General features: G+C 72.3%; 26 protein-coding genes. 14 read left to right on the top strand and 12 right to left on the bottom strand.

Annotated elements, in window-relative coordinates:
* Positions 1-85: 85 nt before the first annotated feature.
* Positions 86-1285 carry an FAD-dependent oxidoreductase gene (locus NVV95_RS13190; RefSeq protein ID WP_259487014.1) on the top strand — a complete coding sequence of 400 codons (1200 nt, stop codon included), beginning with the start codon at positions 86-88 and terminating at the stop codon, positions 1283-1285.
* On the opposite strand, the gene NVV95_RS13185 is transcribed toward NVV95_RS13190, so the two are convergent.
* Positions 1218-1985 (bottom strand): GNAT family N-acetyltransferase, encoded by a 768-nt coding sequence (locus tag NVV95_RS13185; RefSeq protein WP_259487013.1) that lies wholly within the window; start codon positions 1983-1985, stop codon positions 1218-1220. The two genes, NVV95_RS13190 and NVV95_RS13185, sit on opposite strands and share 68 nt — an antisense overlap.
* A 182-nt stretch (positions 1986-2167) precedes the next feature.
* Here NVV95_RS13185 and NVV95_RS13180 point away from each other — a divergent pair, with 182 nt between their 5' ends.
* The 6 genes from NVV95_RS13180 to NVV95_RS13155 are packed head-to-tail and all read left to right on the top strand — an operon-like array spanning position 2168 to position 6909.
* A complete protein-coding gene (locus NVV95_RS13180) occupies positions 2168-2872 on the top strand; it encodes a response regulator transcription factor (protein ID WP_259487266.1) in 705 nt (234 codons plus the stop codon).
* Positions 2869-4404 (top strand): sensor histidine kinase, encoded by a 1536-nt coding sequence (locus NVV95_RS13175; protein WP_259487012.1) that lies wholly within the window; start codon positions 2869-2871, stop codon positions 4402-4404. The genes NVV95_RS13180 and NVV95_RS13175 overlap by 4 nt, the downstream gene beginning before the upstream one ends.
* A gap of 58 nt (positions 4405-4462) precedes the next feature.
* Positions 4463-5608 carry a zinc-dependent alcohol dehydrogenase gene (locus NVV95_RS13170; protein ID WP_259487011.1) on the top strand — a complete coding sequence of 382 codons (1146 nt, stop codon included), beginning with the start codon at positions 4463-4465 and terminating at the stop codon, positions 5606-5608.
* A 9-nt stretch (positions 5609-5617) separates the two neighbouring features.
* Positions 5618-6178, top strand: coding sequence for a hypothetical protein (locus tag NVV95_RS13165; RefSeq protein WP_259487010.1), 561 nt, complete (start codon positions 5618-5620; stop codon positions 6176-6178).
* A 60-nt stretch (positions 6179-6238) separates the two neighbouring features.
* Complete coding sequence (locus NVV95_RS13160; protein WP_259487009.1) at positions 6239-6499, top strand: hypothetical protein; 261 nt, start codon at positions 6239-6241, stop codon at positions 6497-6499.
* A complete protein-coding gene (locus NVV95_RS13155) occupies positions 6496-6909 on the top strand; it encodes a hypothetical protein (protein WP_259487008.1) in 414 nt (137 codons plus the stop codon). The genes NVV95_RS13160 and NVV95_RS13155 overlap by 4 nt, the downstream gene beginning before the upstream one ends.
* Here NVV95_RS13155 and NVV95_RS13150 read toward each other — a convergent pair.
* Positions 6897-8585, bottom strand: a complete 1689-nt coding sequence (locus NVV95_RS13150) for an MFS transporter (RefSeq protein WP_259487007.1) — start codon at positions 8583-8585, stop codon at positions 6897-6899. The two genes, NVV95_RS13155 and NVV95_RS13150, sit on opposite strands and share 13 nt — an antisense overlap.
* Positions 8582-9457, bottom strand: coding sequence for a TspO/MBR family protein (locus NVV95_RS13145; protein ID WP_259487006.1), 876 nt, complete (start codon positions 9455-9457; stop codon positions 8582-8584). Before NVV95_RS13145 ends, NVV95_RS13150 begins: the two co-directional genes overlap by 4 nt.
* A gap of 144 nt (positions 9458-9601) precedes the next feature.
* On the opposite strand from NVV95_RS13145, the gene NVV95_RS13140 reads away from it, so the two are divergent.
* Entirely contained in the window at positions 9602-10024 is a 423-nt protein-coding gene (locus NVV95_RS13140; RefSeq protein ID WP_259487005.1) for a DUF2256 and DUF3253 domain-containing protein, read from the top strand.
* 51 nt (positions 10025-10075) lie between these two features.
* Here NVV95_RS13140 and NVV95_RS13135 read toward each other — a convergent pair whose 3' ends face one another.
* Entirely contained in the window at positions 10076-10411 is a 336-nt protein-coding gene (locus tag NVV95_RS13135) for a LysR family transcriptional regulator (protein ID WP_259487004.1), read from the bottom strand.
* A gap of 76 nt (positions 10412-10487) precedes the next feature.
* Positions 10488-11447 carry a DUF6578 domain-containing protein gene (locus NVV95_RS13130; protein ID WP_259487003.1) on the bottom strand — a complete coding sequence of 320 codons (960 nt, stop codon included), beginning with the start codon at positions 11445-11447 and terminating at the stop codon, positions 10488-10490.
* 155 nt (positions 11448-11602) lie between these two features.
* Between NVV95_RS13130 and NVV95_RS13125 the strand changes: the two genes are divergently transcribed.
* Together NVV95_RS13125 and NVV95_RS13120 are read left to right on the top strand one after the other, a co-directional pair.
* Entirely contained in the window at positions 11603-11890 is a 288-nt protein-coding gene (locus NVV95_RS13125) for a hypothetical protein (RefSeq protein WP_259487002.1), read from the top strand.
* Between the two features lie 97 nt (positions 11891-11987).
* Complete coding sequence (locus NVV95_RS13120) at positions 11988-13688, top strand: cellulase family glycosylhydrolase (protein ID WP_259487001.1); 1701 nt, start codon at positions 11988-11990, stop codon at positions 13686-13688.
* 18 nt (positions 13689-13706) lie between these two features.
* Here NVV95_RS13120 and NVV95_RS13115 read toward each other — a convergent pair whose 3' ends face one another.
* The gene (locus NVV95_RS13115) at positions 13707-13991 is read right to left on the bottom strand and encodes an antibiotic biosynthesis monooxygenase (protein WP_259487000.1); all 285 of its coding nucleotides are present in this window, start codon (positions 13989-13991) and stop codon (positions 13707-13709) included.
* A gap of 59 nt (positions 13992-14050) precedes the next feature.
* Between NVV95_RS13115 and NVV95_RS13110 the strand changes: the two genes are divergently transcribed.
* From NVV95_RS13110 to NVV95_RS13100, 3 genes are read left to right on the top strand one after another with little or no spacing between them, the layout of a single operon-like run.
* Entirely contained in the window at positions 14051-17299 is a 3249-nt protein-coding gene (locus tag NVV95_RS13110; protein WP_259486999.1) for a DUF2207 domain-containing protein, read from the top strand.
* Positions 17300-17306: 7 nt separating this feature from the next.
* Complete coding sequence (locus NVV95_RS13105) at positions 17307-18800, top strand: APC family permease (RefSeq protein WP_259486998.1); 1494 nt, start codon at positions 17307-17309, stop codon at positions 18798-18800.
* Positions 18801-18837: 37 nt separating this feature from the next.
* The gene (locus tag NVV95_RS13100; RefSeq protein ID WP_259486997.1) at positions 18838-20151 is read left to right on the top strand and encodes an HNH endonuclease signature motif containing protein; all 1314 of its coding nucleotides are present in this window, start codon (positions 18838-18840) and stop codon (positions 20149-20151) included.
* Positions 20152-20389: 238 nt separating this feature from the next.
* Here NVV95_RS13100 and NVV95_RS13095 read toward each other — a convergent pair whose 3' ends face one another.
* Together NVV95_RS13095 and NVV95_RS13090 are read right to left on the bottom strand one after the other, a co-directional pair.
* The gene (locus NVV95_RS13095; protein WP_259486996.1) at positions 20390-20545 is read right to left on the bottom strand and encodes a hypothetical protein; all 156 of its coding nucleotides are present in this window, start codon (positions 20543-20545) and stop codon (positions 20390-20392) included.
* A 120-nt stretch (positions 20546-20665) separates the two neighbouring features.
* On the bottom strand, positions 20666-21031 hold the full coding sequence (locus NVV95_RS13090; RefSeq protein WP_259486995.1) for a VOC family protein: 366 nt from the start codon (positions 21029-21031) through the stop codon (positions 20666-20668).
* Positions 21032-21108: 77 nt separating this feature from the next.
* On the opposite strand from NVV95_RS13090, the gene NVV95_RS13085 reads away from it, so the two are divergent.
* Positions 21109-21555, top strand: a complete 447-nt coding sequence (locus NVV95_RS13085; protein ID WP_259486994.1) for a MarR family winged helix-turn-helix transcriptional regulator — start codon at positions 21109-21111, stop codon at positions 21553-21555.
* On the opposite strand, the gene NVV95_RS13080 is transcribed toward NVV95_RS13085, so the two are convergent.
* From NVV95_RS13080 to NVV95_RS13065, 4 genes are all read right to left on the bottom strand, one after another.
* Positions 21542-22783: a metal-dependent hydrolase family protein gene (locus NVV95_RS13080; RefSeq protein ID WP_259486993.1), complete on the bottom strand. Its 1242-nt coding sequence runs from the start codon at positions 22781-22783 to the stop codon at positions 21542-21544. The genes NVV95_RS13085 and NVV95_RS13080 overlap by 14 nt on opposite strands.
* 66 nt (positions 22784-22849) lie before the next feature.
* The gene (locus tag NVV95_RS13075) at positions 22850-24139 is read right to left on the bottom strand and encodes an ABC transporter permease (protein WP_259486992.1); all 1290 of its coding nucleotides are present in this window, start codon (positions 24137-24139) and stop codon (positions 22850-22852) included.
* On the bottom strand, positions 24136-25254 hold the full coding sequence (locus NVV95_RS13070; RefSeq protein WP_259486991.1) for an ABC transporter permease: 1119 nt from the start codon (positions 25252-25254) through the stop codon (positions 24136-24138). Before NVV95_RS13070 ends, NVV95_RS13075 begins: the two co-directional genes overlap by 4 nt.
* Positions 25251-26831 carry an ABC transporter ATP-binding protein gene (locus NVV95_RS13065; protein WP_259486990.1) on the bottom strand — a complete coding sequence of 527 codons (1581 nt, stop codon included), beginning with the start codon at positions 26829-26831 and terminating at the stop codon, positions 25251-25253. The genes NVV95_RS13070 and NVV95_RS13065 overlap by 4 nt, the downstream gene beginning before the upstream one ends.
* Positions 26832-26938: the final 107 nt, after the last annotated feature.

Below are 26938 nucleotides of genomic sequence, written 5' to 3'. Positions count from 1 at the left end.
ACTCCGCACGTAACACGACGGAACGCGGCGACACACTGTGTCGGTCGGCGTGCGCCCGGCCGACACGTCTGCCTACTGTCGCCCCATGGCCACCTTCATCGACACGATCGTCGTCGGCGGCGGAGCCATGGGCTCGGCGGCCGCCTGGCAGCTCGCCGGCCGCGGCACCGAGGTGTCGCTGTTCGAGCGCTTCGAGCCGGGCCACACCCACGGCGCCTCGCACGGGCGCAGCCGCAACTTCAACCTCGCCTACGCCGACCCGGTGCACCTCCGGATGCTCAGCGACTCCGCCCGGCTGTGGCGGGAACTCGAGGCCGAGACCGGGCGCACCCTGCTGACCGAGACCGGGGTCGTCAGCCACGGCCACCATCTGGGTTTCGACGAGATGGCGCGCGTGCTGCCGAACTTCGGCTTCGAGGCCGAGCTCGTGCCGGCGGCGGAGGCCGCGTCGCGCTGGCCGGGCATCCGCTTCGACCAGCGGGCGCTCGTGGTGCCGCAGGCGGGCCGGCTCGACGCCGACGCGTCGGTCGCGGCGCTGCAGCAGGCGGCGGCCGCCCGGGGCGCCGTCGTGACGCACCGCGCGCGGGTCACGCGCATCCGGGTGCTCGGCGACGACCGTGCGGCCGTCGAGGTGACGCCTCAGGATGCTCAGGGCGAGCCCGCGGGCGACGCCGAGCTGTTCGAGTGCCGCCGCCTGGTCGTCACCCTCGGCGGCTGGACCACCCGCCTGCTCGGCCCCGTGCTGGTGCTGCCCCGCCTCACCGTGACTCGTGAGGAGCCGGCGCATTTCCGCCCCGTCGACCCCGGCGCCGAGTGGCCCGGCTTCAATCACGTGCCCGATCTCGGCGACGGCCGCTACGGCTACTGGCCGGCGCCGATCTACGGCGTGCAGACGCCGGGGGAGGGCATCAAGGTGGGCTGGCACGGGGCCGGTGCCGTCGTCGACCCCGACGCGCCCGTCGCGCGCTCCGACCCGCGGCGGTTCGCGCCGCTGCAGCACTACGTGCGCGAGTGGCTGCCGGGCGTCGACCCCGCCGAGTTTGCCGAGATCAGCTGCACCTACACCTCGACCCGCGACTCGGCGTTCGTGATCGACCGGGTCGGTCCGGTGGCCGTGGGCGCCGGCTTCTCGGGCCACGGCTTCAAGTTCGTGCCGGTGGTCGGGCGGATGCTCGCCGACCTCACCGAGGGTCTCCGCGCCCCCTCGGTCTTCTCCCTCAGACCCGCGCGTCGCCCGGGCCCGGAGCCGTCGTGGCGTTCCCGCCCGCAGCCCGCCCGCCGCTGACCGCGAGCAGCGTCTCGCCCGGCGCGACCGCGGGGTCACCGGGTACCCGCGTCGATTGGGCGACGAGGCCGAGCCGCTCGGCCAGGGCGACCGAGCGCGTGTTGCGCGCATCCGTCACCGCGGTCACCCGCTGTGCACCCACGGCCGTTATGGCGAACTCGAGCAGCGCGGCCGCTGCCTCGGTCGCGTAGCCGCGACCGCCGAGCGCCGGATGCACGACCCACCCCATCTCGACCGTGCGCGTCGTGGCCGGCACCGCCCGCAGGTGCAGGGACACGTCGCCGATCAGGTGCCCGTCGAGCTCGACGGCGAGGGCCAGGAAGTCGTCGGCCTGCCAGAGCCGGGTGTGCCGGGTGCGGTCGCGCAGGTGCCGCCTCGAGCTCGCGGCGTCACGCTCGGGCCACGGCAGGAACTCGCGCACCGCGGGCTCGGACTGGAGGGCGAACCAGTCCGTGGCATCCGAGTCGCTGAGGCGGTGCGGTCGCAGCACGAGTCGCTCGGTGCGCAGCACGGGCGCGTCGACCGGCTGCTCGGTGCGTTCGCCGCGCAGGAACCGGGGCCGGTGGACACCCGCGGACGCGAGCGACTCCTTCAGGGCGGGAAGCGGGTTCGACCAGGCCGGGGTGTGGGGCCGTGCCGGGGTTCGGGGCCGTGCGGGGGTTCGGGGCCGTGCCGGGTGTCGGGCCGTGAGCTGGGACATACAGGGACGGTAGGCGAGCCCCTCATGAGGGGGTCATGACTTCATTTGAGGTGGCTATGAAAAGGGGCCGGCGGGTGGAGGTCGGCGGAGGCAGGGCGAACAATGGACGGGTGACGACCCCTGCCCCCGACGACCTGCTCTCCTCGGGCCGGCGTCGCGCGGTGCTGGCGAAGCTGCCGCGGATGTACCGGGCCGACGGCTCGCCCATCCGTGTGCTGCTCGTCGACGACGAGGCCGTGCTGACCAGCCTCGTCAGCCTCGCGCTCGGTTACGAGGGCTGGACGGTCGACATCGCCCACGACGGGGCGAGCGCCCTGCAGGCGTACCGCGACGCCCGGCCCGACATCGTCGTGCTCGACATCATGCTGCCCGACACCGACGGCATCTCGCTGCTGCGCCAGCTGCGCGAGCTCGAGGGCGGCGCGCCCACCCTCTTCCTCACCGCGCGCGACTCGGTCGACGACCGGATCGTCGGCCTCACCGCCGGCGGCGACGACTACATGACCAAGCCGTTCAGTCTCGAAGAGCTCGTCGCCCGGCTGCGCGGGCTGCTCCGCCGCTCGATCACGACGACCTCCGACGACGACTCGTACATCGCCGTCGGCGACCTCACGCTCGACGAGTCCAGCTACGAGGTGACGCGCGGGGGCGTCAGCGTCGCGCTGACCACCACGGAGTTCGAGCTGCTGCGCTACTTCATGCGGAACCCCCGCCGTGTGCTCTCCCGCGCGCAGATCCTCGACCGCGTGTGGAACTACGACTTCGCGGGCAAGGCCTCGATCGTCGACCTCTACGTGTCGTACCTGCGCAAGAAGATCGACGCCGACCGGCCGTCGATGATCCACACCGTGCGCGGGGTGGGCTACGTGCTCCGGCCCGTCGAATGAGCGGCACGTCGGCCGCCGCGCGCGGGCGCCGGCCGTGGAGCATCAGCCGCCGGCTCGTGGTGGGCACCGCCGCGGTCGTCGCCGCCGTGCTCGCGGCCGTCGGCATCCTCGGCGTGATCACCCTCTCCGCGTCGGTCACGACCGTCGTCGACTCGCAGCTGACGGGGTCGATGTCGGCCCTCGACCACACGGTCGAGCGGGTGCGCTACCCGAACCAGGCGGAAGGGGCATCCGGAGACCGCGGCTACGTGAAGCCGTTCGTCGACTACGTCGGGCACGGGCCCGGCGGGTTCATCGCCTTGATCGAGAACGGTACCGTCGCCGACTCGGCCATCTTCTCCGACTCCGACGCGACGCCGCTCGCCGACGGGGTCGTCGCCCAGCTCGAGTCGACCGTCTTCCAGGTGGGCGAGCACCAGAACCTCGACCTCGACGGACTCGGCTCCTACCGCGTCGCCACCGAGCTCGACAGCCGGGGCAACCTGCTCGTCGCGGGGGTGTCACTCGCCACCGTTCAGTCGGCGGTGCTGCAGGAGGCCGTGACCATCGGGGTGCTGTCCCTCGTCGGCCTCGCGATCATCATCGTGGGGGTCGTGGTCGTGGTGCGCCTCGCCCTGCGCCCGCTCGGCCGAGTGGTCGCGACCGCCGCCGAGGTGGCGTCGATGCCGCTGGATCGCGGCGAGGTCGCCATCACGCCCCGGGTCGACGCGGCCGACACCGATCCGCGCACCGAGGTCGGCAAGGTGGGCGAGGCCCTGAACCACCTGCTCGCGCACGTCGACGACGCGCTGGCGGTGCGGGCCGCCACCGACACCCGGATGCGCCGCTTCGTCACCGACGCCAGCCATGAGCTGCGCACGCCGCTGGCCGCGATCCAGGGCTATGCCGAGCTCACCCGGCAGGACGCCGCGTCGCTGCCCGAGATGACCGAGTACTCGCTGGCGCGCATCGAGTCGGAGGCGAAGCGCATGAACTCGCTCGTCAGCGACCTGCTGCTGCTCGCCCGGCTCGACGAGGGGCAGGACCTGCACCTGGATCGCATCGACCTCGGCGAGATCGTGGTGAACGCGGTCAGCGACGCCGGGGCGTCGTGGCCCGGCCACAGCTGGTCGCTCGCGGTTCCGGATGAGCCGGTGCCCGTGCTGGGCGACCGGGAGCGGCTGCATCAGCTGGTGCTCAACCTGCTCTCGAACGCGGCCGTGCACACGCCGGGCGGCACGCGGGTGGCCACGGCGGTGTCGGTCGTCGAGGGCGCTGACGGGCATCCGTCGATCGAGCTCACCGTGAGCGACGACGGCCCCGGCATCTCGGCCGAGCTGGTGCCCGAGCTCTTCGAGCGCTTCGCCCGCGGCGACTCGTCGCGCTCGCGGCGGTCGGGCAGCACGGGGCTGGGGCTCGCGATCGTGTCGTCGATCGTGGAGGCGCACGAGGGGTCGATCGAGGTCGCCTCGTCGCCCTCGGGAACCACGTTCACCGTGCGGCTCGCCCCCGTGGTGCCCGTGCGGGGGGCGCTCGCCGACGCCCCCTCGTAGTCGCGGGCCGGGTTGTCAAGCCCCTGTCGCGCGGGGGTGAGCGGGGTGGGCTGGAGGCATGCGAGCGATGACCTACCGGGGCCCCTACAAGGTGCGGGTCGAAGAGAAGGACAAGCCGAGGATCGAGCATCCGAACGACGCCGTCATCCGGGTGACGCTGGCCGCGATCTGCGGATCGGACCTGCACCTCTACCACGGCATGATGCCCGACACGAGGATCGGCCACACCTTCGGCCACGAGTTCATCGGCATCGTCGACGAGATCGGCTCATCGGTCGAGGGGCTGAAGGTCGGCGACCGTGTGATGGTGCCGTTCAACATCTACTGCGGCTCATGCTGGTTCTGCGCCCGCGGCCTCTACTCCAACTGCCACAACGTCAACCCGAACGCCACGGCGATCGGCGGCATCTACGGCTACTCCCACTCGACCGGCGGCTACGACGGCGGCCAGGCCGAGTTCGTGCGGGTGCCCTTCGCCGACGTCGGGCCGATGGTCATCCCCGAGTGGCTGAGCGACGAGGATGCGCTGCTGCTCACCGACGCGTTCTCGACCGGCTACTTCGGAGCCCAGCTCGGCGACATCGTCGAGGGCGACACGGTCGTGGTGCTGGGCGCGGGGCCGGTGGGTCTCGCCGCCGCCCGCTCGGCCTCGCTGATGGGCGCCGGCCGCGTGATCTCGATCGACCAGCTGGACTACAGGCTCGAAAAGGCCGCCTCGTTCGCCTACGCCGAGACGCGCAACTACACGCACTACGACGACATCGTCGTCGAGATGAAGAAGACCACCGGAGGGCTCGGCGCCGACGTCGTGATCGACGCGGTCGGGGCCGAGGCCGACGGCAACCTCGTGCAGCACGTGACCTCGGCCAAGCTGAAACTGCAGGGCGGCTCGCCCGTGGCCCTGAACTGGGCCATCGACGGCGTGCGCAAGGGCGGCACGATCTCGGTCATGGGCGCGTACGGTCCGCTGTTCAGCGCGGTCAAGTTCGGCGACGCGATGAACAAGGGGCTGACGCTGCGCATGAACCAGGCGCCCGTGAAGCGCCAGTGGCCGCGGCTGCTCGAGCACATCAGGGCCGGGTACCTGAAGCCGTCCGACATGATCACCCACCGCGTGCCGCTCGAGCACATCGCCGAGGGGTACCACATGTTCTCGTCGAAGCTCGACGGGTGCATCAAGACCGTCGTCGTCCCCGGTTCCTAAGGAGTCCCGATGCCGTACACCGCAGACACGCCCGTCCCGCCGCCCACCGCCGAGGAGCTGCGCGCCCGCGTGCCCGGGTGGGGCGCCGACCTCGACCACGCCGATCGACCGGCCTGGCCGAAGGAACGCTTCGCCCCCGGCGTGAGCGGCGCGCACTGGGAATACCCCGACGAGCAGCAGCCGCGCGAGGGTCGCGAGCGCAGCATCGAGCACCTGCAGCTGCCGCCCGTCTTCGGTACGGCCCAGCCGCTGCACGGCGTCTCGGGGGCCATCCGCCGCTTCGCCTACGACCGCTTCAGCGAGGGCCGGGCCGCGCACTGGCTGCTGCTCGTCGCCGGTGACCGCGTCGAGTCGACGGGTGCGCACCTGCGTTCGCTGCTCACCCTGCGCCCCGACAACCCCGTCACCGAGACGGGGGTGCTCTCGGAGCTGCACCGGCATCCGATCGCCTCGCGCCGCGGCCGGGTCGACGTGCGCCACCAGCTGCTCGACCCGGTGCTCGTCGCGGGGCCGTGGGTGCTCGCCGGCGGGGTGGTGTGGATGCTCGGGCGGCGCTTGTTGCGGCGCTGAGCTGTCCCTGCCTGCTCCTCTACCACCCCTATTTCACCCACCCCCGAAAGGAACCACTCCATGGATCTCGGACCCCTCGGCGGCTACCGCCTCCCCTCCGCCCTGCAGACCGCGTACGGCGTCACCACCGCGCAGGAGCTCGCCGACCAGCTCGGCGTCACCAAGGCGCCGACGGCCGAGCTCGGCGGCGAGGCCGACGCGGCGTACCAGTCGCTCCGCCAGGGCGACCCGGGCCCGGCTCGCTCGTTGCTCGTAGACAAGCTCGGTGTCAGCGAGCAGAATGCCGACGAGGCCCTGGCTAAGCTCCCGCCGCTGACGTGAGCCGTGAGCCGCTGCCCGCGGACGCCGGTCTCGGCGCGGACGCCGCCGCCGCGGCCGACCTCCGGGCCGACGCCGCCGGTGTCGCGCGGCGGCGGTCGGAGCTCGAGCGCCACGCCGCCGTGCTCTTCGCCGCCGCCTCGCTGGTGATGGCGGTGATCTGCGGGTCGGTGATCGTCTCGGGGTGGTTCGCCGGTGTGCTCATCGACAGCTGGGAGCGCCTGTTCTGGGTGGGTGCCCTGCTCGGCGGCGTGATGGTGGCCGTGTTCGCCGCCGCGGCCGTGCCCGGTGGGGCGGATGCTCGGCGGAGCGTGCCGCGGGTCACGTGGCTGCTCCGGCTCGGGCTCCTTCTGTTCGTGCTGGCGCCGGCGCTGTGCATCGTGGCGCTGGTGGGGGACTTCTACCGGCTCTGAGGCTGGTCGTCGTCGTCGCCGCCAGTGCTGTTGCCGTCGTCGCGCTCGCGGCGGCCGGCGGCGGCGGGGCCCGCTCCGAGGCGCAGCGTGGCGAGGAAGCCGATCGCGAGGAAGCCCGCGGCCGCGAAGGCCGAGTTGCGGGTGCCCTCGCTGAAGGCGGCCTTCGCATCCGTCACCGCGTCGGCCAGCGCCGGATCGTTCTCGAGCCCTGCGATCGCCGCACCCGAGCTGTCGACGACCTGGCTGACGAGCTGCTGCCGCTGAGCATCCGGAACCCCGCTCTCGGCGAGGCGGGCGTCGAGCTGGAGGGACGCCGTGGTGAACAGCACCGTGCCGAGCACCGCGATGCCGAGTGCCGACCCGATCTGGCGCGCGGTGCTCTGCGTGCCAGAGCCCTGGCCGCTCTGCTCGATCGGCACGTCGCGCAGCACGACGCCGGTCAGCTGCGCGGTCGCGAGCCCGACGCCGAAGCCGTAGACCAACAGGAACGGGATCAGGAGCCCCCAGGCGGTGTCGGGCCCGATCACGAGGCCGAGGCCGGCGACGCCGACGATCTCGGCCGCGAGCCCCACGCGCACGATCACGACGGCCCGGATGCGGTTGCCGAACGCCCCGGCGAAGCCCGACGCCACGAACGACCCCACCGCGAGCGCGACCAGGATGAACCCGGTCTGCAGCGCGTCGTAGCCGAGCACGTTCTGCAGCCAGAGCGGCAGCGAGAGGATGATGCCGAACTCTCCGAGCGACACGATCATCGCCGCGAGGTTGCCGTTGCGGAAGCTCGGGATGCGGAACAGGTCGAACGCGAGCATGGCGCTCCGGCCCTTCCGCTCGCGCGAGCGACCCCATAGCACGAAGGCGACGCCGCTCGCGACGGCGACCGTGAAGGCGATCGGCACGGGGGAGAGGGCGAACGGCCAGGTCCAGCCGCCGAGCTGCGGGGCCGTCTCGGTGAGCCACCAGCCGTAGCTGCGGCCCTCGATCAGGCCGAACACGAGACTGGCGCTGGCGATCACCGAGAGCACGGCGCCGACCACGTCGACGCGGCGCGGGGTTCCGGATGCGGTGAGCGGCTCCCGGGACTCGCGCACGAACACCAGCACGCCGACGATGATCACGACGCCGAGCGGGATGTTGATGCCGAACGCCCAGCGCCAGGAGAAGTAGGCGGTCAGCCAGCCGCCGAGGAGGGGGCCGACGGCCGTCATGCCTCCGATCGTGGAGCCCCAGACGGCGAACGCCAGGGCTCGCTCGCGACCTCGGAAGGTGGCGTTGATCAGGGACAGTGTGGTCGGCAGCACCATCGCGCCGCCGACGCCCTGGGCCACGCGTGCCGCGATCAGGAGATCGCCGGTCGGGGCGGTGGCCGCCAGGATGCTCGATGCCGCGAAGACCGCGACCCCGATGATCAGCAGCCGACGGCGGCCGAAGCGGTCGGCGAGCGTACCGAAGACGAGCAGGAGGGCGGCGAAGACGAGGGTGTACGACTCCTGCACCCACTGAACCTGGGTGGAGGTTATCCCCAGGTCGTCGATGATCGACGGGATCGCGACGTTCACGATGGTGGAATCGACGATGATCAGCGCGACGGCGATGCTGATGAAGACGAGGCCCGCCCAGCGGGCGCGGGAGGAGGGTGCGGTGGAGGAACCGGGCGTGGGTCGGGCGGTGGTCATGCGCTGGGGGTGCTGGTCGGGCGGTGGCCGGTGGTCTTGCGGCGGTCTGCGGTGGCCGGCTGCTGGTCGGCGGGCGTCGCCGTGCGGCCGGTCGCGAGGCGGATGACGATGGTCGCGACCACGAGCGCGATCGCGACGATCGCGGCGGTGGTGGCGACCGGCGCCGAGAGCAGCTCGCCCGTGGTGCGGGAGACCGCCACCCAGGCGAGGCCCCAGGCGAGCGACGCCGTGGGCGAGAGCCGGCCGCGGCCGTACAGGGCGAGGGTCAGTCCGGCGAGCCCGGCGACGATCACGATCAGGATGCCCCAGGCGTCCGGCGCGAGCCCGAAGCCGTCGAAGCCGGCGGTCTGCAGCCCGGCGGTGAGGTTGGCGGCGGTGGCGATCGACACCCAGCCGAGGTAGAGGCCGACGGTGCCGTCGAGCACGATCGATTCGACGACGCCCTGGCCGCGGCGCCGGGTGCGCTGCACCAGCACGAAGGTGATCAGGAGGAAGACCAGCAGCACCGCGATGACGATGCAGCTGAGCCAGAGCAGACCGGCCTGCACGCTGAGGATCCACGCGGCGTTGAGCACGAGCGTCGCGGCGATCGGGTAGCCGAGCCGACGGTTGCGCTCGCGCGCGGCCTGCTTCGGGAGGAGCTGCCAGATGGCATAGGCGACCAGGCCGGCGTAGATGACCGACCAGATCGCGAAGGCCGGGCCGGCCGGGGCGATCAGCGTGGAGTCGGCGGAGAGCGATCCGCCGGCGGCATCCTGGATCGGGGTGCCGCCCGCGGCGCCAGAGCCGACGAACGACCCGATGATCGCGAAGACGGCGCTCGAGACGACGACGACCTGTCGCACCCGGTCGGCTCTGGTGGGCTCGCTCATGATCGTCTCTCCTCGCATCGTCCGTCGGTTTCGCTAACTACCTTAGTAACTTTATTACCTAAGTGATTCCCGCGCCACTGTCGGGTTCGAGGGTCACTGTCGGCTTCGAGGGCCGCTGTCGGCTTCGAGGTGGAGACTGGAGGGATGGCGCATCGGCAGCGGGTGAAAGCGGAGGACGGTGCCGGGCAGGGCGGTCCCGGCGACGAGAAGACGTGCGCGGTCTGCGGGCGGCGCATGGAGTGGCGGGCCAAGTGGGCCGCGAACTGGAACGAGGTGCGCTACTGCTCCGACGCCTGCCGCCGGCGAGGCGTCACCGAGGTCGACCGCCGGCTGGAGAGCGCGATCCTCGAGCTGCTCGCGGCCCGGGCGGCGACGTCGAGCATCTGCCCCTCCGACGCGGCCCGCGCGGTGGGCGAGGAGGACACCTGGCGCGACCTCATGGAGCCGGCCCGCCAGGCGGCCCGCCGGCTCGTCGCGGCGGGCGAGGTGGAGATCACCCAGGGCGGGTCGGTGGTGGATCCGTCGACGGCGAAAGGCCCGATCCGCATCCGCCGCCGTCGCGCGTAGCGGCCGGGCCTGGGCTGCCGGTGCGCCGGATTCGGGCTGTCGGCCCGCGGGTCAGCGGCCCTGGCGCTTGGGGTAGGGCTTGGGCTGGCCCTTGACGATGGGGGCGCGGCCCTTGCCCTTCGAGGCCTTCGCCTTGCCGCCCGCCTTCGGGGCCGGAGCCGGCGCCTTCGCCACGCGGCCGCGAGCCTCCCCGCGGAAGGCGGCACCGGCATCCGTCAACCGCACGCCCTCGTCGTCGGCGACGACCAGCTGCTCCTCGCGCTCGGCCTCTAGCGCCGCGACCGACGCCTGGATGGTCGCCCGCGACACGTGCTCGGCGTTCGCGGCGCGCGACCAGTCGCCCTCGTCGGCGACGGCGAGGAAGTGACGAAGCGCGCTGATGTCCACGCCCCCAGGCTACCGGGCCGCGCCCTGGGCTCACTCGCCCCGAGTGTGACCAGCGGTGGTCGCCGCGCCCTGGACCTCACTCGCCCCAGGGTGCCCAGCGGTGGTCGCCGCGTTCGATCCGCTCGCGCACCGGGCCGGCCATCGCCACCATCGTCCCCGAGCGGAGGACCTGCGCCGTGCGGGTCGCGCGCTCCAGCACGTCGTCGGCGCCCCGCTCGCCCACCACTTCGGTCGCGAACTCGACGCCGTCGACGGTCTCGCGCACCCGCTCCTGCACGCGACCCGCGGACGCGGCCTCGACGAAGGCTTCGAGCATCCGCACCCCGTCGTCGTCGGCGCCGAGACCGAATCGCCCGTCGCCCAGCTGCACGGCGACCCCGTCGGATGGGGCATCACTCCTCGACCACGCCAGGATGGCTCCGGGGCCGTGCGGCCTGAAGCTGAGGTTCGCCCCATTCGCCGACCGCCCGACGGATCCGTGGCCGCGCCAACGCCTCTCGAGGTCGTCGGCGAGCCGGGACAGTCGCACCCCGACCGCGTCGACCGCGCGTTCGTCGGCGCGGGCGACCGCCTCGAGGCGCAGCCGCTCGTGCTCGGACTCTTCGACGCTGAGCCGGTAGCCGGGCAGCGCGACCGTCTCGTCGACCTCGAGGGTGACGAGGTACTCGCCGGGCCCCGAGGCGCGTGCGGCGACGGTGTCGAGCGGATGCGCGCGGCGGCCCTCCTCGCTCCACTCGTGCACCCCGGGCCGGCCAGGTCGCTCACGACTCCCGTACTCGACGGCCTCGATCGCGACGACGAGGCCCGTCACCTCCCACTGCGGGACGTCGGCGGGAGTCTGCCCGTGGTGCTCTTCCCGATATCGGGGCAACGGCGTCGGCTTGCCGGTGAACGGCGTCGGCCCTCCGGTGAACGGCGTCGGCCCTCCGCTGACGGGCGGAGCGGCAAGCAGCGAGAACGTCCGCGGCGCCCCGACGGCGAACGCCTCGCCGCAGCATGCGTGCTCCCAGCCGGGAACCGCGACCTCGATCAGCATGCTCTCACGCTACGCCCGACCCGGCGCCACGTTCGTGAAGCCCGTTCGCTACCTCCTTGCCGTCTGGGCGCCAGCCCCTTGCCGGGGCGGGCCACCCCTCGTTCACTGGGAGGACGCCCATCCCGCCACCCCCCCCACCCCACCGAAGGAGCCGCATGTCGGATCTCGACGACCCCACCCAGCGCCCCCAGACCCTGCAGGCCCCGAGCGGCGGCATCGACGCCGTCGCCGTCGTGTCGATCGTCGCCGGGCTGGCGGCCATCGTCACGCTCGTCGCGGGGATCCCCACGTGGCTGCCGCTCCTCCTGGCGGTGGTCGGCCTGTTCGTCGGCATGATCTCGGTGCTGCGCTCGCGCCCGTCGGCCGCACGGTGGGTGAGCACGGTCGGGATCGTGGTGTCGGCGGTCCCGTTCATCCTGATGTTCTTCTTCATCACGACCTGACCTCCACCTCGAACCGTCCACAGGCCCGACGGCGGATGCGGTGGTCGGCTACCATGAACCCACTCCCGGCCTCAGGGGGTGACGGGGGAGGGGCGAGATGAGCGCACGCACACGCATCGGGCGCAGGCTCGCGGCCTCGCTCGTCGCTGCGGCCCTGGTGGTCGTCGGTCTGGTCGCTCCGGGGAGCGCGGCGGCGCCCGCACAGGCCGCCACCCTGCCGGGCTGGCTGCACACGAGCGGTGCCCAGATCGTCACCGCGTCGAACACCCCCTACGTCGTCAAGGCGGCCGCCTGGTTCGGCATGGAGACCTCGAACTGCGCGCCGCACGGGCTCTGGTCGATCTCGCTCGACGCGGGAATGGCGCAGATCGCGTCGATGGGGTTCAACACCATCCGGCTGCCGTTCTCGAACGAGTGCCTGGCGCAGGCGGCGCCGAACTCGATCAACGAGCAGGTCAACCCCGGGCTGTCGTCGCTGACCGTGCTGCAGCTGCTCGACCGGGTCGTCGCCCGGGCGAACGCCTACGGCCTGAACGTCATCCTCGACCGGCACCGACCCGACTCCGGCGGCCAATCCGAGCTCTGGTACACGGGCCGGTACAGCGAGGCGACGTGGATCGCCGACTGGAAGGCGCTCGCCACCCGGTACAAGTCGAACCCCGCCGTGATCGGCTTCGATCTGCACAACGAGCCGCACGGCACCGCGTGCTGGGGCTGCGGCGACGCGTCGCGGGACTGGCAGGCGGCGGCGACCCGTGCGGGAAACGCGGTGCTCGCCGTCAACCCGAAGCTGCTCATCGTGGTCGAGGGTGTCGAGCGCCAGACCGACGGCAGCTCCACCTGGTGGGGCGGCGGCCTCGCCGGCGTGGCGAGCAAGCCCGTCACGCTGAGCGTGGCGAACCGGGTCGTCTACTCGCCCCACGACTACCCGTCGACGGTCTTCGCGCAGAGCTGGTTTCAGGCGGCCGACTACCCGGCCAACCTGCCGGCGGTGTGGGAGAAGAACTGGGGCTTCATCGCCACGAAGAAGATCGCCCCCGTGCTGCTCGGCGAGTTCGGCACCAAGCTCGAGACCAGCAGCGACCAGCAGTGGCTGGCGAAGCTGGTCGACTACCTGGCCACGAAGAAGCTCAGCTTCGCCTACTGGTCGTTCAACCCCAACAGCGGTGACACGGGCGGCCTCGTGCGCGACGACTGGACCACCCCGCAGACGGCCAAGCTCACCGCCCTCCGCCCCCTGCTCGGTACCGGCACCCCCGTGCCGACGCCCACCCCCACCCCGAAGCCGACGGCCACGCCCACTCCGACCGCGACCCCGAAGCCCACGGCGATGCCCACCCCCAAGCCCACGGTCACGCCGACCCCCACCCCCAAGCCCACGGCCTCGCCCACCCCGAAGCCGACGGCGACCCCCACGCCCACGCCGAAGCCGACGAACTCCCCGAGCCCCACCCCGACGCCGAAGCCGACGGCGACCCCCACCCCCACCACCCCGGGTGCGCCGGCGCAGGCGACCTGGGCCCTGCAGAGCGCCTGGGGCGAGGGCTACGTCGCCGACCTCACGATCACGGCGTCGTCCCCGATCACCGGCTGGACGGTCACCTGGCCCGACCCCGCCGTCACCTCCATCACCAACTCCTGGGGGATGACGTGCACGGCCGTCCCGAAGACGTCGATCACCTGCACCGGCACCGACTGGGCGGCGGCACCGGCCTCCGGCCAGTCCGTCCGCGTCGGCCTCCAGGTCGTGGCCGCCAAGGCTCCTACCTCTCCCGCCCTCACGCTCACCACCCGCTGACCCGCGGGTCGGTCGGGGTCACTCCGGCAGGCCCGTGATCGTGTAGTCGCGGGCGAGGTGCGCCGTCGCGCGGCCCCAGGCGCTCGCCGCCGCGCGGGCCTGGTGGGCGCGGAAGGACGGTTCGCCGTCGAAGCGCTCCTCGACGCGCCAGACCAGCGGATCCTCCGTCGGCGTGACCTCGAACGACACGCAGCCCGCCTCGGCGCGGGTCAGGGCGAGGTGCGCCGGAAGGTGCTCGGCGACGAGGGCGGCGTCACGCGCATCCGAGCAGATCAACCGGCCCTGCAGGTGCACCTCGGCCATGCGGCCACTGTAGCGAGCCTGATACGGCGGAGGGGCCGGACTTCTCGTAGGCTCGATCGGTGAGTCGGGGGCCGGCTCACGGGTGGGCCCCAGGGCCGGGTGACGACGGGGGAGGCGACATCAGCGACGACAGCGGCGGGAACGCAGCCAGCGGCACGAGCGACCCCACGACCGGCCAGCCCGACCCCACCGCCCTCCCCGACGACCGCGTCCCCGACGCCCCGCCCCAGCACACCGCCCTCTGGGTCGTGCTCTCGCGCTGGCTGCTCGGCGCCGAGGCCTGGCTGCGGTCGCACGGCGGGACGCGCCTGCGCAACGGCATCCGCGCGTTCTGGGCGCTGGTCGCGATCGCCGGCCTGGTGCTGCTGTTCGGCCCGATCATCAACGAGCCGCTGAGCCTCGACGACATCACCGGTTCGGCCGAGACCGCCACCGACACCTGGATCGCCCGCGACTTCGACGTCGACTACACCGTCGAACGCGGTGACGACGGCCGCCTGACCGCCCACGTCGAGGAGACGATCACCGCGTTCTTCCCCGACGGTGTCGAGGAGTCCGGCATCCGCCGCGTGCTGGCGACGCAGTACCAGGGCCACGCCCTCGAGCCCTCGGTGCTCACCACGACCGTCGACGGGGTGGCCGTCGAGGCCCGGCGCAGCGAGACCACCGACCAGCTGGCCCTCGATCTGGCTCCGCCGGCAGACGGGACAAATGACGGGGCGCGCGACGAGCAGGTGCTCACGGGCGACCACGTCTTCGTCATCACCTACGAGCTGCACGACCTCGCCTACCTGACCACCCGGGCCGACGCGACCAACACCGCCGCCGACGACGACCCCGACACGACCCCGGTCGACCTGCTCGAGTGGGACGTCTTCGGCCCCGACTGGCGCCAGGCCCTGGCCGGTCTCGACGTGTCCGTCACCCTGCCCGACGACGTCGACGCGCAGCTGGTGCAGCAGCCGCGCGGCACGCTCGCCTGGCTGCTGGTGGGCGGCGGCGAGTGGCTGACGCCCGAGGAGGGCCCGCAGCCCGGCACTACGAGCTACGGCTTCACCAACGACCAGAACATGCCGCCGTACGCGCAGGCCCGCTTCCGGATGATCTTCGACGGCGGCACGTTCACCATGCCCCCGCCGACCCTCCTGTTCTGGCTGCAGGTCTACGGCCCGTTGGCGCCGCTGGCGATCCTGCTGGTCACGCTGCTGCTCGCGCTCGCCGCCCGGGCCGTCGCCTGGAGCGACGCCCGTGGCCGCCCCTGGTTCGTCGCCCAGTACGACCCCCCGAAGGGCGTGTCGGTGCGGATGGCCGCCCAGATCCTGCGCGCGCCCGCCGCCCTCGAGCTCGCCGAGGCCCTCGAGAGCGCGCGATCGGCACCCCGCAGCGCCACGAAGAAGCGCCGCTGGGGGCGGCGGGGGGCCAAGGCGTCCGTGCCCGGCGCCCCGAGTGCGGCCCGGCAGCAGCGGTTGAGGGAGGCGTCCCGCGTCGCGGCCCGCACGGGTCGGCTGGGCGACCGGCCCCGCGCCCTCAGCCGGTACCTCTCGGCGTCGGAGCGTGCCGAGCAGGTGCACGCGGGCATCCGCCGCATACCCCGCGGCTTCGTGCGCGACCTGTTCATCGCCGCCCCGCTGGCGCTCACCGTGGTGCAGTGGGGGCTCGTGCGGCAGCTCTCGCACCAGACCGTGCTCGCGGTGGTGTGGTGGCCGGTCGCGTTCGTGTTGCTGTCGTCGCTGGTCGCGCTGGTGGTGCTCGCGCTGGCCCTGACCTCGCGCCCGCTCACCCGGCGCGGTGCTCTGCTCAAGCAGCACCTGCGCGGCATCGGCGTCTACGCCGAGAGAACGCGGATGCTCGCCCGCGGCCCCCTCCGCGAGGACGCCCTGGCGTACGCCGTGCTGCAGTCGCCACCCCGTGAGGCCGGCCGCAGCGTCGTCGCTCTGATCGACCAGGAGCTCGGCGAGGACTCCAGCCGGGGCTGGCGATCGCGATCGTTCCTCGGTGCCGGTCGCATCGGGGTGCGGATGCTCGCCCTGCTCATGGTGGCCGGGGCCATCGCATCCGTGGCGCTGCTGCCCACGCCCTTTCCGCGCTCCTTCGACTACGCCAGCTACTCGGCCGACGTGCCCGGCGCCACGTTCACATCGGTGCAGTCGTTCGACGCGGTCGCGGAGCTCACCTGCGCCGACGACGGCACTGCGCGCCTCGCCGTGACCGAGCGGCTCGACGTCACCTTCGACGACGACGGCTCGCAGGTGCCGCAGTTCGCGCAGCAGTGGCCCAGCGGGTTCGCCGGTCAGGACCTCGACCTCACCGTCTCGGAGGTGCGGGTGGACGGGGCCTCGACGCCGTTCCGCACGCGGCCCGACGGCGACTCGCTGCTGCTCGTGACGCAGCTGACCGAGGTGCTGAGCGGGGCGCACGAGGTGGAGGTCGACTACACCCTGGGTTCGGCGGCGGTGGCGGCGCAGGCCGTGTCGTCGTCGGGCGAAGCTGTCGGCACCGTCGTCGATGCGGTGCGCTGGGCGGCCCTGCTGGACGGCTGGAAATACGACTCGAACTGGGACGACGACCCGGGCCTCGACCCGCTGCGTATCGAGCTGCGGATGCCCACGGCGCTCGCGGCGGAGGCGCTCGACGGGGGGTGGATCACGCGGGACACGGACGTTTACGACGAGCCGAGCCAGTGGCCGGAGGACGTCGTGCCGTTCGGGACCGTCGGCGAGGACGACGATGCCGCGCCGTCGACCGACTCTGCCTCGTCGACCGACTCCGCCCCATCGAGCGACGCTGCCTCGTCGACCGAGTTCGCCCCGTCGACCGACTCCGTCTCGGAGGCCGACGGCATCCGCTCGACGGTGCTCGAGCTGCGGCGGGACGGCGACGCGGGCTGGCCGTGGGAGCTGACGAACTCCGACCTCGGGGCGCGCCTCGACTTCCCGGCCGGCACCTTCACGGGCCCCGACCCCGACGCCCTCGCGGCAACCCGCAACGTGGGGGTGCTGCCGGTCGCGGTGGTCGCCGTCCTCGGTGGACTCTCGCTCCTGCTCGGCCTCGTCGGACTGTCGCGGCGCCGGCGCCACCTCGAGTCGCTCACCACCCCGGGCCTCGCCCGCGACCTCACGCGCTGGCTCGCACCGGCCCTCGGCATCGCGGCGATCATCCTGTTCATCTGGGCGACCATCGACATGCCCGCGGACCGGTCCGAGTTCACCCCGCTCGCCCTCGCAGCCCTGGCGGGCGCGGCGGGCATCACCCTCGCCATCATCGCCACCCGCCGCGCCGGCGCCCGTCCTGCCTCGACTCGCGGCTGACCCGCAGATGAGCGCGCAGAGCGACGACGGCGTGGCCGAGTTCGGGTACCGCCCCACGCTGTCCCGCAGCATCGGCCGGTTCGCGAGCTTCGCCGCCGGGGTCAGCTACATCTCGATCCTGACCGGCACGTTCCAGTTGTTCTACTTCGGCTTCCTGAACGGCGGGCCCGCGTACTGGTGGTCGTGGCCGCTGGTGTTCGGCGGCCAGCTCATGGTGGCGCTCTGCTTCGCCGAACTGGCCGCGCGCTACCCGGTGGCCGGCTCGGTCTACAACTGGAGCAAGCGCGTCGCCGGCCCTACGGTGAGCTGGCTCGCCGGCTGGCTGATGGTGATCGCGTCGATCGTCTCGCTCGCCGCGGTAGTGCTCGCCTACCAGGCCACGCTGCCGCAGCTCTGGAGCGGCTTCCAGCTCGTGGGCGACGGCACCGGCGCCAGCTTCGGCGTGAGTGCGGTGATCTGGGGCGCCGTCCTGATCGTGTTCACCACGGTCGTCAACGCGGTCGGCGTGAAGCTGATGGCCCGCATCAACAGCATCGGCGTGATGATCGAGCTCGTCGCGGCCGTGCTCCTCGTGGTGGTGCTGGCGGTGAACGCGGTGAACCCGCCGACGGTGCTGCTCGATCCGGCCGGCCGCGGCGAGGGCCTGCCCGGCGGCTACGCCGGCGCGTTCCTCATCGCGGCCATCGCCTCCGCCTACGTGATGTACGGCTTCGACACGGCCAGCTCCCTGGGCGAGGAGACCATCGACCCGCGTCGGACCGCACCCGCCGCCATCCTCCGCGCCATCGTCGCGTCGTTCGTGCTGGGCGGACTCATCCTGCTCTTCGCCATCCTCGCCGCCCCCGACCTCGCCGATCCCGCCCTCGGCGAGCCCTCCGGCGGCCTCCAGCTGATCCTGCTGCAGGTGCTCGGCGGGCCGCTCGGCTCCGTCTTCCTCGGATGCATCGTGGTGGCGATCACCGTCTGCGCCCTCGCGGTGCACACCGCGGGCATCCGCCTGGTGTTCGCGATGGCGCGCGACAACGCCCTCCCGGCCGCCGCCGCCCTCGCCCGCATAGACGCCCGGCGCCGCACACCTGTGGTGCCCGCGGTGGTCATCGGGATGCTCGCGGTGCTGATCCTCGCCGTCAACATCGGCACCCCGCAGATCTTCACGGCGGTGACGAGTGTCGCGGTCATCCTGATCTATCTCGCCTACCTGCTCGTCACCCTGCCGCTCTTGGTGCGACGCCTGCGGGGCGAATACAGGTCGACGGATGCTCGTGCCGGCACCTTCTCGCTCGGCCGCCTCGGCCTGCCGATCAACGTGGTCGCGGTGCTGTGGGGTGCGGCCATGGCGGTGAATCTGGCGTGGCCGCGGCCCGAGGTCTACGGCGCGGACGGGCCGCTGCAGTACAGCGCGCTCATCGTCATCGGCGCGGTGGTGGCGGCGGGGATGGCGTGGTACCTGCTGCGGGGGCGGCACCGGGTGGGCACTCTGCCCGAACACAGTTCCGAATAAACGAGCATTCGTCATGGCATTATGATAGAATCTCAGTATGAATTCCGCAACCCTCTCCAGCCTCGGTGATGATGCGCTGCTCGAGGCGATGGCGGCAAATGAGCTCGTCGTGCGGGCGGCTTTGGCAATGCAGATCCGGTTCGCGGGCGAGGTGGGGGTGCGGTCGCGGCCCGAGCTCGGTGACGACGGTCTGAGTCGGTCGCAGAACTTCACGTCGGCGGTGGCGTTGCTCGCAAATGTCACGGGCGCGTCGGCGAAGGAGTGCAAGGCCCGGCTCGATCTCGGGAAGCGCCTGCGGGGCGAGATGTTGCTTGGCGGTGGCGAGGGGTCGGCGCCGTTCCCCCTGGTCTCTGAAGCGCTCGACGCGGGCGACCTGCCGATCGAGGCGGCGGCCACCATCGTGAAGCGCTGCCGCGAGCTCGCCGACCGCGGATGCTCGCCCGACGTCGTCGCCGGAGCCGAAGAGACCCTCGTCGACCGAACTCTTGCCTGCCACTTCTCCGCCGATGAGACCGCGAGGATGGCCATCCACCTGCGGGAAATCCTCGACCCCGACGGGGCCGAACCTCGGCACGAGGTGCACCAGCAGCTGCGGTCACTCACCATCAGGCAGTCCTCCGACGGGATGATCCGCGGCACGTTCGCCCTCACGCCCGAGCAGGGCGGCGTGTGGACGTCGAGCCTGCAAGCGATGCAGAGCCCCCGCGTGGGCGGCCCGCGGTTCATGGAGGAGAGCGACTACGTCACCGCCGACAATCGCACCTCGGCGCAGAAGAACGCCGACACCATCACCGAACTCATCGCCCGCGCCGCCGGTGCCGAGGACATGCCCCGAATCAACGGGGCCACCACCACACTCAACCTCCACATGACGCTCGCCGATCTCGAGGCCGGGCGCGGCGTCGGGTACATCGACGGACTCGACGAGCCCGTGCCCGCGTCGACCGTGGCGCAAATGCGGTGCAGCTCGCCGATGGCAGTGACGCTCTTCGGCGACCGGGGCGAGGTCCTCTTCCACGGCAAAACCAAGCGACTGTTCACCGCCGCCCAGAACCGGGCACTCGCCGCCCGAGACGGCGGGTGCGTGTGGCCCAACTGCGACCGGCCACCCTCGTATTGCGAGACGCACCACGCGGACGAGTGGGTTTCGGATGATCATCCGCCGGGGCGAACTGATATCGACAACGGGGTTCTGCTCTGCCATTTCCACCACTCGCACCTGCACAAGGCGGACTGGAAACTGGTCATGCAGGGCGGGGTGCCGCATCTGATCCCGCCCCGGTGGGCTGACTCCGAACAGAAACCCGTCCCGACCACACGCCGACGCACCATCACGCGCCCAGCGGCGTGACAACGCGCCCACCTACACAACCCGGCCACGGCAACCGAGGGCAAGCGCGAAGCGCGCGGCAGCCCCTCCGAGGCGGGACGCCCGGCGCTGGCTGCCGACAGGCTGCCGCGCGCTGGCGCGCTTGCCCTCGATGGTCATGGCTGGGTCAGCGAGGTTGCAACGCGCGGGCCGCAGCGAGGTAGGTGGCGACGGGTGGGCTGGGTGCGGCGGGTCTCGCCGGACGCGGCTCTCCGCTCGGTCAGACGCCGGGGCGGCCCCAGAGTGCCAGCGTGCTCAGCACGACCGCCGCGAGGGCTGAACCTGAGACGGCTACGGCCTTCAGGGTGGTCCAGCGGCGCTCGCGCTCGTGCTGGCGCGCGATGTCGGGGTATGCGGTGTGGATGTCAATCGCCATGGTTCTCGCCTTTGAGTGTCGGTGGCAGTCGGGTCCGGACCTCTCGGGGGTGCCGGTGATCCGATCATTCCACGTCGGACGAGCCGGGGCGAGGGCGGAACCGCGTGTGTCGGCGGCGGGTCAGGCGCGGTCGTGCAGGGTGATCCGGTAGCCGTCGGGGTCGGCAAAGGTGAAAGTGCGGCCGAACGGGCCGTCGATGGGCTCCGCCGTGATCCGGATGCCCGCGGCGACCATCGCGTCGTGGACGGCCTGCGCATCGGGGGTGTGCAGCCAGATGGCCACCCCGGCGCCGAGCTCGGGGATCGCATCGAGGTCGACACCCGGCAGGGCGCTGCGCACGGCGAACGCGGCCGGGGTGGTGGCGAAGACGACCGCGTGGGGCGGGCCGGCCTGGCGGGTGAAGCCGAGGTGCTTCTCGTAGAACGCCGCGGAGACGTCGAGGTCGCGCACCTGGAGGGAGATGAAGCCGGGGCCGGAGGAGGTCATGATCGCTCGCTTTCGTGTATGTCAGTTGGTTGACACGTTCCAGTATGTCAGAATACTGACATGAATGGGGAATCCACATGAACGGGGAAGCCAACGGAATCGAATTGCCGACCTCGGTGGGCTACCTGCTGAAAGAGGCGGCGACGGCGCTGAGGGTCGCCATGGAGGCGGTGCTGCGTCCGCTGGGCATGAGCGTGACGCACTACTCGTGCCTCGAGCTGCTGGCGCAGCGTCCTGGGCTGTCGAACTCCGAACTGGCGCGGGGCGCCTTCGTCACCCGGCAGTCGATGAACGTGCTGCTGCAGACGCTCGAGCGCGAGGGGCAGGTGACCCGACCGCAGCAGCCGTCTGCGGGGCGGGTGCTGCCGACGGAGCTCACCGCGGAGGGCCGCGCGCTCCTCGCTCAAGCGAGCGCGGCCGTGCGCGGTGTCGAGGACCGGATGAAGGCGGGCCTGGCGCCGGACGAGCAGAAGGTGTTCGCCGATCAGCTCCGGCGGTGCATCACGTCGCTCACCGAGGGCTGAGCTCGGGCAGGGCCCCGAACACGACCCGTCCGCGCGAGACGACCGCGACGATGCGTGAGGGGTCGAGCGAGGAGAGATCCTCCCAGGGCCGGCCCTCGATCACGAGGAAGTCTGCGGCGGCCCCCGGTGCGAGCACGCCGAGTCGGCCCTCTTCACCGATGGCTCGCGCGGCGCGGGACGTCGCCGCCTCCAAAGCCCGGGAAGGCGACCAGCCGAAGGTCTGCGCCATCAGGCGCACCTCCTCCATCTGGTCGCCGAAGTCGACGTGGTGGCCGTTGGCGTCGGTGCCCAGCACGAAGTCGACGCCGAGGTCGGCGGCTTCGCGCATCCGGGAGTCGCGTTCGACGACGAGGGCCGCCGCCTTCGACGCCTGCTCGGGGGAGACCCCGTTGCGGCCGGCGGCGATGCGGTCGTTGATGAGCAGCGTGGGGGCGACGGTGATGCCGAGGCCCGCGATGCGGTCGGCCTGGGCGGCGGTGAGCAGGGTGCCGTGCTCGATCGAGTCGACCTCGTGCCAGATGGCGGCGTCGATGCCCGCCTCGGTGTGGGCGTGTGCGGCGACCCGCAGGCCGAGCGCGTGCGCCTCGTCGACGATCGCGTCGATCTCGGGCGCCGTGTAGTTGCGCCAAGCGCTCTTGTCGCCCACCGAGAGCACGCCGCCGCTGGTGGCGATCTTGATGCCGTCGGCGCCGGCGCGGGCCCAGTGCCGCACGAGCTTGCGGCACTCGTCGGGTCCGTCGGCGACAGGCCTGCGCAGCGGGTAGGCCGCCGGCGTGAAGAGGTCGCCGTGCCCCGCCGTCATGCTGACCATGCCGTGCGCCTGCAGGCGGGGGCCCTCGACGACGCCCTGCTCGAGCGCGCGACGCAGCGAGAACTGGATGTCGTCGGCCGAGAGGTCGCGGAGGGTCGTGACCCCGCCGCGCAGAGCAGCCCGGGCATTGGCCAGGCCGTGCAGGGTCTGCTCCTCGGGGCGCGTGGTGAGCGGCCAGGTGAGGAAGTCGGCGGTGCCCGGGCCGGCGTGGCCGACCAGGTGCACGTGGGTGTCGATCAGGCCGGGGATGATGCTGACGCCGGCGGGGAGGCCGGCGCCGGCGGACGAGGCGTCCCCGGCGTCGGCGGGCCGCAGCCCCGACACGACACCGTCGGTGCCGTCGACCGTCCAGTCGAGGATGACGGTGCCGCGGGCGGTCGTGCCGTCCCAGAGCTCGGCGGTGAGGGAGTGGTTCATGGGGTCCTGACGGGTGGGGAGGGACGGGTCAGCTGGGGGAGGAGCGGGAGGGACGGAACGAGCGGCTCAGCTGCGCGAGTTACGCCGCGGGAACAGGTGCCCGAGGGCGGCCGGCGGGCGCATGGTCGTTCCGGCCACCACGAGCACCGCGAGGGTGACGAGGTACGGCGCCGCCGTGGCGAGCTCGGGGGGCAGCGGCACGAACAGGAACACCAGCACGAGCACCGCACCGAGGGCGAGCGGGGCGATCCCCGAGCGGCGGGATGCCCGCCAGAACCGCAGGGCTCCGACGACGAGGAACACTACCGCGAGGATGAACAGCAGCGCCCGGAACGTCTCGGGCCGCCCGAGGCCGACGGCGTCGGAGAAGCCGAACAGCGACGATCCGAGGAAGACGCCCGAGGGCATCCAGTTGCCGAAGATGAGGGTCGCCAGACCGATGAAGCCGCGCCCCGCGGTCTGGTTCTCGACGTAGGCCTGCGAGATCAGCGCGAGGTAGCCGCCCGCGAAGCCGGCCAGGCCGCTGCCGACGAGCACGGCGATCCAGCGGGTGCGGTGCACCTTGCCGCCGAGCGCCTGCAGGGCCGCGGGCTCCTCGCCGGCCGCACGCCAGCGCAGACCGAACTTGGTGCGCCACAGCACGTAGGCCGTGGCCGGGATGAGCAGCAGCCCGATCACGGCGGCGAGCGAGACGTCGTGGGTGAGGCCGCCGACGATGCCGCCGAGCTGCGACACGACCGGGATGCCCGACTGCTCCATGTCCCCGGTGAGGTCGGGCGTGCCGAGCCCGCCCGAGAGGAACGGCACGCTGAGCACCGGCAGCGAGCCGTCGATGCGAGGCGAGCGGGCGATCGTACCGCCGTCGACCCCGTTGAACACGATGTCGCTGGCGAAGCGGGCGGATGCTCCGGCGACCACGTTGATGGCCACACCCACGATGAGCTGGTTGAGCCCCATCTCGATGCAGAGCACCGCCATCAGCAGCCCGAACACGAGCCCGCCCACGACGCCGCCGCCGAGGGCGGCCCACGGGCCCCAGAACCAGCCGAAGACGCCGGCCATCCAGGTGCCGCCGATCATCATGCCCTCGAGGCCCACGTTGATGACCCCCGCGCGCTCGGAGTAGAGCCCGCCGATCGCGACCACGGCGATCGGCACCGTGAGGCGCAGCGCGGAGCCCCAGGTGGACGAGGCCGCGATGCCGGGCGCATCGGCGACGTACTGGGCGACGATGATGAGACCGAGGCCGAGCAGACCCCAGCGGAGCGCCGCCCGCAGCCGCTGCCGGCTCGGGGCGAGTGAGCGGGGGGCGGCCGCCGGGGCGGTGGGGACGGTGGGCTCGACGGTGTCGGTCATCGCGTGGCCTCCATTCCGGTCGGCAGGGGTGCGGCGGGCGGCGGGGTCTCGCGTCGGCGGCGGCGCAGGGCGTTCCAGAGCGCGACGCGCTGGTCGGCCCGTTCGGTGAGCCAGTACCCGACCGCCGAGCTCAGCAGGATGACGGCCATGAACACCGACCCGACCTCGGTCGGCAGCTGCACGAGGCCGAGCACCTGCGAACTGCGCTCGACGAAGGCGAGGATGAACGCGCCGACCGCGATGCCGATCGGGTGCGAGCGGCCGAGCAGCGCCGCCGCCAGACCGGTGAACATCAGGTCGGTGGGCAGGGTGCCGTCGAAGCGGAACGCCGTGCTCAGCACGTGCGGCATCCCGACGAGCCCGGCGATCGCGCCGGAGCCGAGCATCGCCCAGATGATGCGGCGGTTCACCTTGATGCCGGCCGACTCGGCGGCCTCGGGCGACCGTGAGGCGACCTGCAGGGTGAAGCCGAAGACCGTGCGGTACTGGATCAGGTAGAACAGGATGCCCACTACGATCGCCACGACGAGGAAGCCGGTGATCGAGGTGCGGTTGCCGATGCCGAGGTCGATCAGCACGGGCATCGCGCCCTCGGCCCCGATGATCGCGGTGCCGGTGTTCTGGCCCCCGCCGGAGCGGAACACGTCGGCGAGCAGGATCGCGACGACGGTGGTGGCGATGGCGTTCATCAGGATCGACGTGATCACCTCGCTGACGCCCCGGTAGACCTTGAGCAGTGCGGGCACGAGGGCCCAGAGGGCGCCGGTGACGCAGCACACGATGAGGGTGATCGGCAGTCGCAGGTAGAGCGGCAGGGGCAGGTTCGCCGCGACGACGGCCCCGGCCAGGGCGGCGACCCGGTACTGGCCGTCGACGCCGATGTTGAACAGGCCCATCCGCAGCGCGAAGGCGGCGGCGACGCCGGCGAGGTAGAGCGGCACGGCGTTGTTCAGCGCCGAGACGAGCGAGGCGGGCTCGATGCCGTAGTTCCACATCACCTCGTAGGCGCTCGTGGCCGAGTAGCCGCCGATCGTCAGGAAGAGGGTCGTGACGAGCAGCGCGAGCAGCACCGAGACGACGGGGCCGGCCAGGGTGACCGCGATGCGCCGGATCATGCGGCGTCTCCTTCCGACGGAGAGGACGGCGAGGACGGAGCGGCCGGGCCGGCCGAGGTCCTGACCCCCGTCATGTACTCGCCGAGCTCCTGCGCATCGACGTGCCGCGGGTCGAGCGCCCCCACGATGCGTCCGCGGTAGAACACGAGCAGCCGGTCGCTGAGGGCGAGCAGCTCGTCGAGGTCGGCCGAGATGAGCAGCGTGCCGAGGCCGCGGTCGCGCGCGGCGGTGAGCTCGCTCCAGACCGCCGACTGGGCGCCGATGTCGACACCACGGGTCGGATGCGCGGCGATCAGCACACGCGGATCGCTGCCCAGCTCGCGGCCGACGATGAACTTCTGCTGATTCCCGCCCGAGAGCGCCGACGCCGGGGTGGACGGGTCGCCGCCCCGCACGTCGAAGCGGCTGATGATGGCGCGGGCCTGGGCGGCGGCACCGGATCGGCTGAACCACGGCCCCCGCTTCACCGGCGGCCGGCCGTGGTAGCCGAGGGCGGCGTTCTCGCGCAGCGCCATCGACAGCACGACGCCGTCGCGGTGCCGGTCCTCAGGGATGTAGGCGAGGCCCCGGGCGCGGCGGGTCTCGGTGGGCAGGCCGTCGATGTCCTCACCCGCCAGGCTGATGCGCCCGGTGTGGGCGACCCGGCCGAGCAGGGCCATCAGCAGCTCCGACTGGCCGTTGCCCTCGACGCCGGCGATGCCGACGATCTCCCCCGAGTGCACCTCGAGCGAGACGTCGTCGAGCGCCGGCAATTCGCCGGCCTCGCCGACGGTGACGCCGTGGGCGGCGAGCACGACGTCGGATCCCGGCGGAACCGTGCGCGGCGCGACGGCGGGCATGGCGACCTTGACCATCAGGCCGGCGAGGTCGGAGGCGCTCGACTCGGCGGGCGTCGTCTGCCCGACCACGGCGCCGGCGCGGATGACGGTGATCTCGTCGGCGAAGTCGAGCACCTCGTCGAGCTTGTGCGAGATGAAGATGACGGCGGCCCCGGCGTCGGTGAACCGGCGCATGGCGGCGAACAGCGAGGCGGCCTCGCTCGGCACGAGTACGGCCGTGGGCTCGTCGAGGATGATGATGCGGGCGTCGCGGTAGAGCACCTTGAGGATCTCGACTCGCTGCCGGCCGCCGACACCGACGTCGCGCACCACAGCGTCGACGTCGACCTCGAAGCCGTTGCGGGCGGCGAGGTCGGCGACCCGGGAGCGGGCGGCGGCGCTGTCGAGCCGGAACGCGGATCCTGGTTCGTCGGCCAGCACCACGTTCTCCCACACGCGGAGCGCCGAGGCGAGCAGGAAGTGCTGGTGCACCATCCCGATGCCGGCCTGCTGGGCATCCCGAGGTGACGAGAACGTGCGCGGCGAACCGGCGATCTCGATCGTGCCCTCGTCGGGGCGCTCCTCGCCGGCGAGGATCTTCATCAGGGTCGACTTGCCGGCCCCGTTCTCTCCGACGATCGCGTGCACGGTGCCGGCGCGCACGGTGAGGTCGATGCGATCGTTCGCCACGAAGGTGCCGAAGCGTTTGACGATGCCCGTCAACCGCACCAGCACGTCGGGCTCGGCTGTCTCGCTCATCGGGTGCTCCTGTCGGGAGAGGTCGGAGGTCGGAGGGTCGGGGAGGGCTAGAAAGGCGGAGGGGAGGGGAACTGGGAGCGCCCGACCGCCGGCGGTGTGGGGCCGCC

Origin of the sequence: Herbiconiux gentiana (genome assembly GCF_024978135.1) — a bacterium.
Lineage (GTDB): Bacteria > Actinomycetota > Actinomycetes > Actinomycetales > Microbacteriaceae > Herbiconiux > Herbiconiux gentiana.
Note: the sequence above shows the minus strand (reverse complement) of the source record. Positions and strands in the feature narration are given on the sequence as shown.